Raw genomic sequence first — 12,880 nt, 5'->3', positions numbered from 1 at the left:
TCCTACGACGGGCCGAAGCCGGCGTCACCCAGGACCTTCTGCCCCGCGCTGCCGGTGACCATGGCCATGAAGGCCCGGGCGAGGTCCTTGTTTTTGCTGGTGCCCACAGTGGCAATCGGATACGTATTGACGGCCTTGCCGGACTCCGGAAACGGTATGCCCTTCACCTTGCTCCCGGCACCCTTGATGTCCGTCACGTAGACCAGCCCGGCGTCGGCTTCCTGCGAGACGATCTTGCCCAGCACATCACTGACTGATGACTCTTCGCTGACCGGGCTCAAGGTGGTCCCCGAAGCCTTCTCTATCGTCTCCGCGGCCGCACCACAAGGAACCTGACTGGCACAGACCACAACTTTGACGCCGGGCTTGGACAGGTCCGCGAAGGAAGAGATCGACGCCGGGTTGCTGGGCGGGACAGCGATCTCCAGTATGTTCGTGGCAAAGTTTGTCGCGGTGCCGTCCACGAGTTTTGCGTCCGAGACCTTGGTCATGTTCTTGGTATCGGCTGAGGCAAACACATCAGCTGGTGCACCCTGGGTGATTTGCGTTGCCAAGTCTGAAGAACCGGCGAAGCTAAGGTTCACTTTGGTGCCGGGGTTTGAGGCCTCGAAGTCCTGGGCAAGTTGGGTGAACGGTGCTTTGAGGGACGCTGCCGCGAAGACGGTGATGGTGCCCCCCAGCTGATTCCCGGTTGCCGCTGGGCCTGCGGCGTTTGAAGCACAGCTCGCCATACCGGCCGCCAAGGCCACCGCGACTAAGAGAGCCATGGCTTTCGTGCCAGTGTTCCTCATACGACGCTCTTTCCCTGAGGCGTTTCGATGATGACAGTTGTGGCCTTCACCACCGCTGTAGCCACTGACCCAAGTTCCAGACCAAGCTCGCGCACGGCTTCACTGCTCATCAGCGACACCACACGGAACGGCCCACATTGAAGCTCCACCTGTGCCATGACCTTGTCCGCGGTAATGCCCGTGACCAGGCCGACGAAGCGGTTCCGGGCCGAGCTGCCTGTACGGGCGGGATCGTCCGGAAGGTGGGACTGATCGCGGGCAACCTTGGCCAGCTCCAAGCCATCCACAGCGAGTCGGCCCGCGGCGTCCTTCCGGGCGGTAAGTGTTCCGTTCTCGGTCCACCGCCTCACAGTGTCGTCGCTGACACCAAGGAACCGGGCTGCTTCGGAAATCCGTATTTGCGGCATAAATCGATTCTAGATCCGTATTTGCGGATTGTGTTGTGTGATTGCTCCGTAAAACGGAATGTTACTGTCTAGTTCCAGGCGAGAGCGCCGCTGGTGCGCTGGGCGGCAAACGGTGCGGGCCGCCGTCGTACTCTATCCGGCGTGGAGTCATAGCCGTAACCTGTTGCCAAGGAACTCCTACGCTCCTTCCCAGTTGCTGTGACCACACGGGCAGCGAAGCCTGTGCTTCCGGGGCGGACGCTCGGCGGTAGCCGCTCCGACGACCGGTAACTGGGAAGGATCGTTTGGCTTACACTTTGCCAATGGCCGTATATGTCGATCCGCCCCTGTGGCCCGCCCACGGCACCGTGTTTTCACATCTGGTATCAGACAAGTCCTTGGACGAGCTTCACGCTTTCGCCGAGGCGGCCGGAGTCCCCGAAAGGGCGTTCGACGGCGACCACTACGACGTTCCTGAACGCCGTTACAACGACCTCGTAGCGGCTGGAGCCATTCCCGTGGAGGCAAGGGTCCTGGTGCGGAAACTCATTGCGAGCGGCCTTCGCATTCCCGCACGCGATCGCAGCAAAGCCCTCACCGTTCCGCTGATGGAGCGATGGAACAGCACCTACCCCGGGCACGAGGAACTCGGCTTGGAACTACTGGAACGGTGGGGCGAGGACGGCCGTAAGTACCACAGTCGGACCCATTTGCTGGCCGTCCTCGAAGCCCTGGACATTTTGACGGAACCCGCCCTCCCTGCCCGCACAGTCACGCTGGCGGCCTGGTTCCACGACGCCGTCTATGAAGGCGTCGCGGGGCAGGACGAGGAAGAATCAGCGCGGCTTGCCGAGGACCGACTGACTGCTGCGCGTCTGGCCCCGGAAGACGTCGCCGAGGTGGCCCGATTGGTACGGCTCACCGCCGAACACAATCCCAAACCCGGCGACCATGCCGGAGCCCTCCTCTGCGATGCCGATCTCTCCGTACTCGGAGGCGACGAACAGTCCTACGCGCGCTACCTGGCCGCCGTCCGGGAAGACTATGCCCACGTCAGCGACGACGATTTCGCCAAGGGGCGTGCCGCCGTCGTGCGTCATCTGCTGTCACTGGACCCTCTCTTCCACGGTGAGCGGGCCAAGGCGCTCTGGCTTGACGCAGCCCGCCGCAACCTCATAGCCGAACTCGGATGAGCGAACCGGGAGCGCCCCAGCGGCAGTTGCCGTACTCGGTCCGGTTCGAATGGGGGCTCGACGGCGCCCGCGCCATAGTGCCACGGGCGGACCTTGCTGTTGTGGTTGACGTCCTTTCCTTCACGACGTGCGTGAGCGTCGCCGTGGATCGTGGGGCGGCCGTTTTTCCCTACCCGATGCGCGATGCTGCGGCGAGTGAGTTCGCCGCTCATCATCAGGCTGCGCTGGCCGGACCGCGTGGCGGGGAGGGGTTGAGTTTGTCTCCGGCGAGCCTGCGTCATGCGCCGCATCTTGAGCGTGTAGTCCTGCCGTCACCCAACGGCTCGACGCTGAGTCATGAGCTCGCCAACTCCGCACGACAAGTAGTGGCTGTGTGCTTACGCAACGCCGCGGCGACCGCCGACTGGGTCCATGCCACACTGCCTGCGGATGCGGTGATTGCTGTGATCGCCGCAGGTGAGAAGTGGACCAATGGCTCGCTGCGGCCAGCGTTGGAGGACGAGCTCGGAGCGGGAGCGTTCATCGCCGGATTGGCAGGATCGGGGCGCCGGAATTTCTCACCTGAAGCCGGATCTGCGGCGGCGGCCTTCGACGCCGCCGAGCCCAAGCTGGCCTCGGTGCTGCGCGGTTGCTCCAGCGGGCGGGAACTAATCGATGGGGGCTTCATTGAAGACGTGGCAATTGCCGCCGAGTTGGATGGCAGCACTGTGGTTGCATTGCTGACGGATGGGGCTTTTCAGGGCGTCGGTGCCACCGATTAGACCGGCGAGCTAGCGATAGGTGCTGACGAACGGCTGGTTTGTCGGCACAATCTGCTTGCCGAGAGGCATCAGCGATACCGGGATCAGCTTCAGGTTCGCGATGGCCAGTGGGATACCGATGATGGTGATGGCCATTGCGAAAGCCGTAACCACGTGGCCGATCGCAATCCAAATACCCGCCACCAGCAACCAAATCACGTTGCCCAGAAGTGCGAAGACACCCGTTCCGCCGGGCTTCTCCACCACCATCCGGCCAAACGGCCATAGGCAATAAGCGCCTATCCGGAACGAAGCGATGCCCCAAGGAATGGTCACAATGAGCACGCAGCAGATAATGCCTGCTGCGAAATAGCCCAGTGCCAACCAGAAACCACCGAAGACCAGCCAAATGATGTTGAGCAGCGTTTTCATAGTCTCAATTCTCCCTTGCCGGACAGACATTAAGCCTCAGGGTCTGCCCTGAATCGGCCCTGAGTTTGACGACGGTGTTGGAGGAGCTCAGTCCAGCAACGCGTCCAGCTTGTCGAACGATGTTCCCCAGCCGTCCCGCGTCATTTCCACCCATTCTTCCGATGCGAAGGGGCCCTGGGTGAGATGCATCCGGGTGCGTCCGTTGAGGTCTTCGAATTCGAGGTGCATTTCCTCGTACTCATGATCGGCATCGGGAGCAGCCTTTGCCCTTGCTACGAGGAGCGCGGGTGCATCCAGCTCCGTGATGACAGCTTCGATGGGTGCTTCCTGCTCCCCCTCGTCGTCCGTCCATGCCATGACCACTTGCCAGATTCCGCCCACGCGCGGCTCCACGATGATCTTGTCGCGTGGAGCATCCACTTCCACGGGCCCGAACCACTTGGTGAGCTGATCCGGGTCCATCCAGGCATCGAAGATCCGATCACGCGGGGCGTCGAACTCGCGGATCAGGGTCAGGGTGTGCTGTTCCGTGCTCATTGCTTGGGCTCCTCGTTTGGTCCGATTGTTTGGTTCCGTGTTTGGTTCCGTGTTTGGTTCCGTGTTTGGTTCCGCGTGTAAGTCCAGTGGCGTGTTCCAGTGAATCCTGTCGTCGTGAGCGAGTCTAGGGTGTGCCAGCGCTAAGTCGGATGCTCTCTCACATCATCACCCGAATTCCCCAACGTTCTCTCACATCATGAACCGTTCGGGGGTGTCCGCCGGCAGGACGTGACAGAGGAACGAACGAAAAGCAGCACGACGTGACAGAGGAACGCCCCAAAAGCCGCAGGACGTGAGAGAAGAACGCCCGAAAAGCGGCAGGACGTGACAGAGGAACGCCCCAAAAGCGGCAGGACGTGAGAGAAGAACGCCCGAAAAGCGGCAGGACGTGACAGAGGAACGCGCCGAACACGGCAGGACGTGACAGAGGAACGCGCCGAACACGGCAGGACGTGACAGAGGAACGCGCCGAACACGGCAGGACGTGAGAGAGGAACGCCCCAAAAGCAGCAGGACGTGAGAGAGGAACGCGCCAAAAGCAGCAGGACGTGAGAGAACGTCAGGCCTTTGCAGCTTCCACGAACGCGCGGATCTTCGCCAGGTCCTTCACTCCCCGAGACGACTCCACACCTGAGGAAACGTCCACGCCCCAGGCATCCGCCGCAGCGGCAGCAAAGGCGACGTTGCCGGGTTCGAGACCGCCTGCGAGCAACCACTCCCGGTCGCCCAGTCCCTTGGCCCGCACGGACGCATAGTCCCAGGACTCCCCCGAGCCCGGCACGGCTGCATCGATCAAGAGCAGATCCTCGCCCAGATCACTGAACTCGTCCGGCGCGGCACCCATGGTGACGGCTCGGATGAGCCGCATCCCGGCGTCGTGCACTGTTTTGACGTCCTCAGCAGCCCGGGTGCCGTGCAGTTGAACCCAGGTGAGTCCCGCGGCTCGCGCAACAGAAACGGCGTCGGAGGCAGGCTCATGCCGGAACACAGCCACAGCATGAACGCCTGCGGGCACCAGCGGCAGCAGGATACGCACCTGGTCAGGACTGACTTCACGTGGGCTGGAAGTCAACACGAAGCCGACGGCGTCCGCGCCGGCGTCAACGGCGGTGCGCACGGATTCGGGCGTGCTCAAGCCGCACACTTTGACGAACATTCCGCGCCTCCAGCCGTACTCACAACGTTTTCCACATATGACGTTAGCAAAGCCACGCTGACAACGCAGAAGCTGTGTCCACCACTAGGCTGGTCGGATGGAGATCATCCGCTTTGCCGACATCCACCCCGAACCGTGGCGCAACGGAGGCGGGGTGACGCGCGAACTCGCCAGCCACCCTAAGGCCGCCTCGGCCCAGGATGGGGCATGGGATTGGCGCGTCAGCATCGCCGACGTCTCCAAGGCTGGGGACTTCTCCAATTTTCCGGGCATGGAACGGGTCATCACCATCATTGACGGTGAGTTGCTGCTGCTGACCGTCGACGGCGAGGAGCACCCGCTGGAGAAGTATCGCCCGTTCCGTTTCTCCGGCGAGGCAGCTTCGTCGGCCACTCTGCCCACCGGGGACATCCGCGACCTCAACGTCATCGCTCGCGCCAGCGCGTTCAAGGGGTACACGTCCATCGTCGAGATCTCCAAGAAACGCGCGCACCCCGTCTTCGAGGGCCAGTTGGCGGTCCTCCTGGAAGGCAAGGCGACGGTCGCGCCCGGCGCGGCTCCGGAGGAAGGCGCCGCTGTGGGGGAAGAGTCCGACGGCGCCAGCCCGGCTCCCACCGAGACCGAACCGGTTGAGCTGAATCGCTACGACGCCGTGGTGGGCTCGGATACGCGGAGTCCCGAGATCTCGGGCCGGGGTTTTGTTGCTGTGATCTCCATCGACAAAGTGGACCCCGCAAACGCCTGAGCTGGTGACTTTGGCCACCAGAAGTGGCCACCCTCTGCAGGAGTTGCTAGCCTGAAATCAAGGTTCCGCTCTGGAACCTCCGGACGACGGTTCAGTACCCGGCACGCGACAAGACTGGCCAAAGGATCTGTCATGTCGTGGTTAATTCTCATTCTCTCCGGCGCGCTCGAGGCCGTTTGGGCTGCAGCCCTGCACCGCTCAAAGGGCTTCCGCAAGCCCGTCCCCACAGTCGTCTTCCTGGTGAGCGTCATCGCCAGCACCGGCGGCCTGGCGATCGCCATGCAATCCATTCCTACCGGTACGGCGTATGCACTGTGGGTGGGTGTCGGCGTCGTCCTGACCTCGGCCTACGCCATGGTCACCAAGGTGGAACGCGCGACGACGGCCCGGCTGCTGCTGCTCGCAGGAATCGGCGCGTGCGTGGTCGGCCTGAAGGTGGTGGCGTAGCCATGGCTGCAACAACCACCAATACCCAGAAGTCTGCGAAGAACGGCGTCTTCTGGCTGGTTCTCCTCGCCTCCGCCGTCCTCGAAGCCGTGTGGGCCACCGCGCTGGGTCTCTCCAACGGTTTCAGCCAACTGTTACCCACTGTGGTTTTCGCGGTGACGGCAGCATTGAGCATGCTCGGACTCGGGATCGCCGTAAAGCGGATCCCCTTGGGCACCGCCTACGCGGTGTGGGTTGGAATCGGCGCCGCGCTGACTGTTGGGTGGGCCATGGTCACAGGGGTGGAACCCGCCAGCCCGCTGAAGCTGCTCTTCATCGCCGGAATCGTGGGTTGTGCTGCCGGTTTGAAGGCGTTGCCGGCTGAGAAACCTGTAGCCAAAGCCGAGTAGCCACGCTCCTTCCCAGTTACCTCCACTCGCACCTGCCCCAGTGCCGGCAAAACCCCGGAAACACGGGGGCTGTGCGGGCTTTGGAGTTCGTCAGGACCCGAGCAACTGGGAAGGACCGCAGCCTCGCGCAGGAATACCCATCGCGTCCATGGAGTTCACGCCAACAAAGGGCACTTCGAATACCAACACGCATGGGAGAAGTTCATGACTGCAGTTCAACTCGGCGATGGCCTTTCTGTTAGCCCCCTCGGCTTTGGCGGCATGGCCCTGACGCCGGTGTATGGGGGAATCGACCCCGAGGAAGCCCTGCAGACACTTAGGCATGCGGTGGATGCGGGAATTACGTTCATCGACACCGCAGATGTTTACGGCGCGGGAAGCAATGAGGAGTTGGTAGGCAAGCTCCTGAAGGGCCGGCGCGACGAGGTCCAGTTGGCAACAAAGTTCGGGATAGAGGGCAACGCCGCGAACGGGTACACGGGAGTTCGCGGCGATGCGCCCTACGTCAGGCAGGCGGCAGAAGCTAGCCTCCGCCGCCTGGACACTGACGTGATTGACCTCTACTACCTGCACCGCCGGGACCTCCGCGTTCCGATAGTGGAAACCGTGGAGGCCATGGCGGAGCTGGTCCGTGAGGGCAAGGTTCGGCACCTTGGACTGTCTGAGGTGACAGCCGAGGAGCTCCGGCAGGCCAACACCGTCCATCCCATTGCCGCGGTCCAGAGTGAATGGTCAATCTGGAGCAGGGATGTTGAGCAAAACGTTGTTCCCGCAGCGAAGGAACTCGGTGTTGGCTTTGTGCCTTATTCGCCGCTCGGCCGCGGGTTCCTCACGGGAACCATTAGCGCGAGCGACTTGGGCGAAAACGACTTCCGCCACAAGATTCCCCGCTTTGGTGGCGAGGCCCTCGATGCAAACCAGGCCGTAGTGGCCGCGGTTCGCAAGGTAGCCGATGACCTGGGTGCAACTCCAGCCCAGGTAGCACTGGCTTGGCTGTTCGCCCAAGGCAAGCGCCTTGGACTGCCGGTGGTCCCCATCCCCGGCACGCGCAAAACGCACCGCATCGACGAGAACCTTGGCGCGTTGTCCCTGCAACTGGGAACAGCGCAACTTGAGGTGCTCGACCAGACCGCGGACGCCGTCGTGGGTTCACGTTCTGCCGACCCCAACTGGGTGTCGCAAGGCCGCGAAGCCAACACGACCACTGCATAGACTGAGCCGATGGATTCGCTTATTCACTCATCGCGGGACGTCACCATCCGGAGCATCTCGGTCAGCGAGATGAACAACAATGTGTATCTGCTCACCTCGAAGTCGACAGGCGTGCAGCTGTTGATCGACGCCGCCGACGACCTTCCAGCCATTCAGCAACTCCTGAAGGACAGCGAAACGGATACTTCCGAGGTGCCGAAGCTCGTCCGAATCGCCACCACGCACCAGCATTGGGACCACATCCGCGCCTTGGGTGAGCTGGTGTCAGCTACCGGCGCGAGCACTTCTGCAGGAGCGGACGACGCCGATGCGCTGCCCGTACCGGTGGATGTCCGGCTTGGTCACGGCGACGTCGAGCGGTTCGGCGACTTCGAGATCACGGCGGTCCACCTGCGTGGACACACCCCTGGCTCGATCGCTTTCGTTTACCAGGATCCGGACGGGCCTGCCCACATTTTCAGTGGGGACTCGTTGTTTCCAGGAGGCGTCGGCAACACACAGGGCGATCCTTCACGTTTCACTTCACTGTTGAACGACGTGAAAGAGCGGCTGTTCGACGCCTACCCGGACGAGACCGTGGTGCACCCGGGCCATGGATTGCCCACGACCCTCGGAGCCGAGCGGCCACACCTTGAGGAGTGGCGCGCCCGCGGCTGGTAACCCATGCGTTGCGGGGCCTGCTCTGAGCTCTATTCCTTGGGGACAGTGCGCAGAGCGGGCCTTCCAACCCGGGCCCACGCCGGCAGGGTTCCCTGGCCGAGCTTGCGAGGCGAGGGTGCCGGTGGGGTATTAGCGGCCGCGACGCTCGTTTGAAGCCGGTGCCGATGCGCGGCGCGGGCCACTGCGTGCCGGACGACCGGCGCCGGAGCCCCCGCGACCGGAGTTGCCGGAAGCACCGGAGCCCGAACCGTAGGATCCGCCGGATGTAGCGCCCGTCGCGGAAGACCAAACAGCCTTGTTTCCGCCAGTGCGGGTGCTCGTGGTGGACGCGGTGCGCGGAGCCGAAGCAGAGCGCTGGCCACCGGTAGCGGCACGCTGGCCCGAAGCCGGACGGCCACTGCGGGCGCCCTGGCCCTGCGAGCCGGGAACGTCGTTGCGGTGCGTGGCACCAGCCTTGCCGCGGCCGCGTGAGCTGCGGGCGACGTCGTCGTTCATTGCTGCGCGACGGTCAGCGCGGTTGATGTCGGTGCGAACCGGCTCAGCTGCCACCTTGCCGCGTCCGCCGCGACCGCCACGGCCACCCGTGGTGGGTGCGGCCTGGCCGCCGGTACGGCGTGCGCGCTTTCGCTGGGCGTTGGCGCCAGTTGACGTGCCACCACCCTGCGGGGCTTTCGCCGCGAGGAGGGCCGCACGAGTGCGGGGATCAACCTTGTCTGCGATGTCGCCCACGAGCTCGGCGACCAGCGGCGAGTTGGCAGTGACGCGCTCGAACGACACATCGACGCCCGCAGCCTTCATGAGCTTCTTGACGTCGCTCTGCTGCTCCGGAAGCGTCAGGGTGACAACCGTGCCATCGGAACCGGCGCGGGCCGTGCGGCCTGAGCGGTGCAGGTACGCCTTGTGCTCTGTGGGCGGGTCGACGTGGATGACGAGTTCGACGTCGTCAACGTGCACGCCGCGGGCTGCGACGTCGGTGGCCACCAGGACGCGAACGTCACCGTTGGAGAACTCGGCCAAGTTGCGGTCGCGGGCGTTCTGCGACAGGTTGCCGTGAAGGTCGACGGCGGGGATTCCGGCGTCCGTCAGGGTCTTGGCAAGCTTACGGGCGTGGTGCTTGGTCCGCATGAAGAGGACGCGGCGGCCGGCGCCGGAGGCCAGTTCGACGATGAGCTGCTTCTTCACGGTCTGATCGTTGACTACCAGGACGTGGTGTTCCATGGTGGTGACGGCAGCCTGCGGGTCATCCACGGAGTGCGTTAGCGGGTTGGAGAGGTAACGGTTGACCAGCTTGTCAACACCGTTGTCCAACGTCGCCGAGAAGAGCAGGCGCTGACCCTGGGTGGGGGTCATGTCCATGAGCTTCTTGACCACCGGGAGGAAGCCGAGGTCAGCCATGTGGTCTGCCTCGTCCAGCACGGTGACCTCAACGGCTTCGAGGGTCAGGATGCGCTGGCGGATCAGGTCTTCGAGGCGGCCCGGGCAGGCGATGACGATGTCGACGCCGGCGCGCAGCGCCTTTTCCTGGCGTGCCTGGGAGATGCCGCCGTAGATCACCGTGGTGTTCAGGCCCATGGCCTTGGCCAACGGCTCGATGGTGGCGTTGATCTGGGTTGCGAGTTCACGCGTCGGTGCAAGGACGAGACCCATGGGGCGGCCCGGCTTGCGGAAGTGCTTGGCTTCACGCTCGGCCAAGCGGGCCACGAGCGGGATGGCGAAAGCGATGGTCTTGCCGGAGCCGGTGCGGCCACGGCCCAGGACGTCGCGGCCTGCGAGCGTATCCGGGAGGGTCTTCACCTGGATGGGAAATGCCTCTTCGATGCCGTCTGCGGCGAGGGAATCAGCAATAGCCTTGGGCGTGCCAAGGGCAGCAAAAGTAGTCATGTACTTATGTCTTTCGGGCGGTGTCCAGTTGCGGACATCGGCCCCCGACGCCGGTTGGGCCAGGGGTTCGCCGAGGAAAAGTCAGGTGGTCTACCGGTTCGCTGCTGGAGCGTTGGCCGGGACCAAATGGAAGCGTTCATCGACGCAGGATGTGCCTCTCACATGAAAAATGCCCCGTCACGTAGCCTGTTGGGCCACCTGCTTCAGGGCGTCACCGCACATCAAGTGCTCCCAGTCTAGCAGTGTTCGGCCTCGAGCCCCGCATCGGGCTGGTTCGGGCCCGCGTTGTGGGGCCCCAACTGGGTAGCAGCTGAGCGCGTTTTGGACGCTCAAAACGCGCTCAACTGGTACTTACTTGGGCTTGGTGAGCGTCGGGCTACTTGTGGAGCGATGCCTCAGGTTCGGTTTCCCGCGTGGTGGAGACACCCGCCCGGGTGGCGACCCGCGGCGCTATGAGGACCCCGACGACGGCGATCACCGCCGTCAGTGCAAAGACCCCCGCAAACGGGTTCGTCGTCGTAAATGCTGCGAAGACGAGTCCCGTGGCGGCGAGGGACAAGGCGCCGCCCAGAGAGTCCGAGATGGACATCGCTGCGCTGTTGAAGCCCTGGTTTTCCTCATTGGACAGCGCCAACGTCATCACGGACAGCCGCGGGTACATGAGTCCCATGCCACCGCCCGCAAGGATCCACCCTCCAATGGCAATACCCGCCGGCAGCGCCAAGGCCGCGGTCACCAGGGCCAGCATTATGGCCACCAGCACCAGCGCAGCACCAATTTTCACGGCGAGAGCATCGGCCAGCTTGGAACCCAACCGGCCCTGTAAAGCGGACGCTCCTGCCCATGCGAGCGCGGCGCCGGTCAGCGTGAGCCCGGCAAACGTCGGCGTGAAGGCGTACTGCTCCGTCAACAGATACGGCAGGTAAACCTCCGCGCCGAAAAACGCTGCCGATGCTAAACCGCGGGTGAGGATCACACTGGGAAGGCCTCGACGGGCAACCAGTGTTCCGCGCGGGACCAACGGCCTTACCGCCACCACTGCAAGGACAAGCGCGACGACGGCAATCACCCCGCCCATGCCCGGCACCTCTGCGGACAGGTTCAGCGCAAGGACGGTCAGCGCGGCCAGCGCCGCCCAGCCCATGCGTCCGAAGGCCCACGGCACACGCTGGGTATCTGCTTCGGAGTCGGGTGCCATCCCGCGTACAGCCGGAACCACCATCAGCAGTGCCGGAACAACCAGCCCCACAACGCCAAGGAACACCCAGTGCCAACTGCTGAGCTGTGCCACGATCCCTGCGGCAAACGGGCCCACCAGGGAAGGGATCACCCAGGATGCGGCAAAGGCGGCAAAGATTTTGGGATGCAGAGTCGGCGGGTAGACCCGTGCCACCAACACATACAGGGCAACGGTCATGGCACCGCCGCCGAGTCCCTGCACGAGCCTTCCCAGCACCAGGACCTCCATGCTGCCGGYTGTTCCTGCGATCAGCAGGCCGGTGACGAACAGCGCCACCGATGCGTACAGCGGCGCCGCCGGACCCCGACGATCGGACCAGTTACCTGCCCCCACCATGCCCATCACGCCAGTCGCCAGGGGGCCGGCGAAGGCGAGCGCGTAAAGGCCGGCTCCGTCCAGGTCCCGGCTGACGAGCGGCATGATGGTGGTTACCGCCAGGGACTCGAAGGCGCTGAGGAAAACGAGCGCACAAGCACCGACGGTGGCCAGCAGGTAAGGGCGGCGGAGTATCCCGGCCGTTGAAGTATCAGAGGTCATGGACGTTACCCTAGAACCTCAACTAATGTTGAGGTCAATCCACCACGCCCACCACCGGAGGACCAGCCATGCCACAAGTTCCAGGCAGCGCCCACCGGCCCCTGAGCATCGGTGAGCTTTCCGAGCGCAGCGGAGTATCGCCGTCGGCCCTTCACTTCTACGAACGCAACGGGCTCATTACAGCTGACCGCACGGCCGGCAACCAGCGCCGGTACCGGCGCGAAACGTTGCGTCGGGTGGCATTCATCAAAACATCGCAAAGAGTTGGCCTTCCTCTAAAGGACATCCGTGAGGCGCTGGACTCCCTGCCGGATGGGCGAACGCCCACCAAACGGGATTGGACGCGGTTGTCGTCGCGATGGCGCAGGGAACTCGACGAGCGAATTGCCGCGCTGCAACACCTGCGGAATGACCTGGATGGGTGCATCGGCTGCGGTTGCCTGAGCCTGAAGTCGTGCACCCTGCAGAACCCTGCCGACGAACTGGGGGCGACCGGGGCAGGAGCCCAGCGCTGGAAGCAGCCCGGATAATCCC

At 63.8% G+C, this 12,880-nt stretch carries 15 protein-coding genes and 1 riboswitch; of the genes, 8 read left to right on the top strand and 7 right to left on the bottom strand.

What is annotated here, in order from left to right:
* Nucleotides 1-2: 2 nt before the first annotated feature.
* A complete protein-coding gene (gene modA / locus AC1DCM_RS15410; protein ID WP_477518880.1) occupies nt 3-791 on the bottom strand; it encodes a molybdate ABC transporter substrate-binding protein in 789 nt (262 codons plus the stop codon).
* The gene (locus tag AC1DCM_RS15405; protein ID WP_416417530.1) at nt 788-1,198 is read right to left on the bottom strand and encodes a TOBE domain-containing protein; all 411 of its coding nucleotides are present in this window, start codon (nt 1,196-1,198) and stop codon (nt 788-790) included. Before AC1DCM_RS15405 ends, modA begins: the two co-directional genes overlap by 4 nt.
* A gap of 302 nt (nt 1,199-1,500) precedes the next feature.
* On the opposite strand from AC1DCM_RS15405, the gene AC1DCM_RS15400 reads away from it, so the two are divergent.
* Both AC1DCM_RS15400 and AC1DCM_RS15395 read left to right on the top strand, forming a co-directional pair.
* The gene (locus tag AC1DCM_RS15400) at nt 1,501-2,370 is read left to right on the top strand and encodes a DUF4031 domain-containing protein (protein ID WP_477518989.1); all 870 of its coding nucleotides are present in this window, start codon (nt 1,501-1,503) and stop codon (nt 2,368-2,370) included.
* Nucleotides 2,367-3,131 (top strand): 2-phosphosulfolactate phosphatase, encoded by a 765-nt coding sequence (locus tag AC1DCM_RS15395; protein WP_477518879.1) that lies wholly within the window; start codon nt 2,367-2,369, stop codon nt 3,129-3,131. The genes AC1DCM_RS15400 and AC1DCM_RS15395 overlap by 4 nt, the downstream gene beginning before the upstream one ends.
* Nucleotides 3,132-3,140: 9 nt before the next feature.
* Here AC1DCM_RS15395 and AC1DCM_RS15390 read toward each other — a convergent pair whose 3' ends face one another.
* From AC1DCM_RS15390 to AC1DCM_RS15380, 3 genes are all read right to left on the bottom strand, one after another.
* Nucleotides 3,141-3,542, bottom strand: a complete 402-nt coding sequence (locus AC1DCM_RS15390) for a YccF domain-containing protein (RefSeq protein ID WP_216926600.1) — start codon at nt 3,540-3,542, stop codon at nt 3,141-3,143.
* 87 nt (nt 3,543-3,629) lie between these two features.
* Complete coding sequence (locus tag AC1DCM_RS15385; protein WP_442003289.1) at nt 3,630-4,079, bottom strand: SRPBCC family protein; 450 nt, start codon at nt 4,077-4,079, stop codon at nt 3,630-3,632.
* 559 nt (nt 4,080-4,638) lie between these two features.
* A complete protein-coding gene (locus AC1DCM_RS15380) occupies nt 4,639-5,235 on the bottom strand; it encodes a phosphoribosylanthranilate isomerase (protein WP_477518878.1) in 597 nt (198 codons plus the stop codon).
* 97 nt (nt 5,236-5,332) lie between these two features.
* On the opposite strand from AC1DCM_RS15380, the gene AC1DCM_RS15375 reads away from it, so the two are divergent.
* The 5 genes from AC1DCM_RS15375 (at nt 5,333) to AC1DCM_RS15355 (ending at nt 8,688) form a co-directional block, all read left to right on the top strand.
* Complete coding sequence (locus AC1DCM_RS15375; protein ID WP_477518877.1) at nt 5,333-5,980, top strand: HutD/Ves family protein; 648 nt, start codon at nt 5,333-5,335, stop codon at nt 5,978-5,980.
* 57 nt (nt 5,981-6,037) lie between these two features.
* A riboswitch (guanidine-III (ykkC-III) riboswitch) is annotated at nt 6,038-6,103 on the top strand.
* Nucleotides 6,104-6,112: 9 nt separating this feature from the next.
* Nucleotides 6,113-6,427, top strand: coding sequence for a DMT family transporter (locus tag AC1DCM_RS15370; RefSeq protein ID WP_477518876.1), 315 nt, complete (start codon nt 6,113-6,115; stop codon nt 6,425-6,427).
* 2 nt (nt 6,428-6,429) lie between these two features.
* Nucleotides 6,430-6,816 carry a DMT family transporter gene (locus tag AC1DCM_RS15365; RefSeq protein WP_477518875.1) on the top strand — a complete coding sequence of 129 codons (387 nt, stop codon included), beginning with the start codon at nt 6,430-6,432 and terminating at the stop codon, nt 6,814-6,816.
* Between the two features lie 204 nt (nt 6,817-7,020).
* The gene (locus AC1DCM_RS15360; protein WP_477518874.1) at nt 7,021-8,028 is read left to right on the top strand and encodes an aldo/keto reductase; all 1,008 of its coding nucleotides are present in this window, start codon (nt 7,021-7,023) and stop codon (nt 8,026-8,028) included.
* Between the two features lie 9 nt (nt 8,029-8,037).
* Nucleotides 8,038-8,688 (top strand): MBL fold metallo-hydrolase, encoded by a 651-nt coding sequence (locus AC1DCM_RS15355; RefSeq protein ID WP_477518873.1) that lies wholly within the window; start codon nt 8,038-8,040, stop codon nt 8,686-8,688.
* Nucleotides 8,689-8,817: 129 nt separating this feature from the next.
* Here the strand turns inward: AC1DCM_RS15355 and AC1DCM_RS15350 are convergent, their stop codons facing one another.
* Together AC1DCM_RS15350 and AC1DCM_RS15345 are read right to left on the bottom strand one after the other, a co-directional pair.
* A complete protein-coding gene (locus AC1DCM_RS15350; RefSeq protein ID WP_442016065.1) occupies nt 8,818-10,569 on the bottom strand; it encodes a DEAD/DEAH box helicase in 1,752 nt (583 codons plus the stop codon).
* A 376-nt stretch (nt 10,570-10,945) separates the two neighbouring features.
* Nucleotides 10,946-12,346, bottom strand: a complete 1,401-nt coding sequence (locus tag AC1DCM_RS15345; RefSeq protein ID WP_477518872.1) for an MFS transporter — start codon at nt 12,344-12,346, stop codon at nt 10,946-10,948.
* 68 nt (nt 12,347-12,414) lie between these two features.
* Here AC1DCM_RS15345 and soxR point away from each other — a divergent pair, with 68 nt between their 5' ends.
* Nucleotides 12,415-12,876, top strand: a complete 462-nt coding sequence (soxR, locus tag AC1DCM_RS15340; protein WP_477518871.1) for a redox-sensitive transcriptional activator SoxR — start codon at nt 12,415-12,417, stop codon at nt 12,874-12,876.
* Nucleotides 12,877-12,880: the final 4 nt, after the last annotated feature.

Source organism: Paenarthrobacter sp. 10N417, from assembly GCF_056394745.1.
The sequence above is the reverse complement of the archived record's forward strand: the minus strand, read 5'-3'. Positions and strand labels throughout refer to the sequence as shown.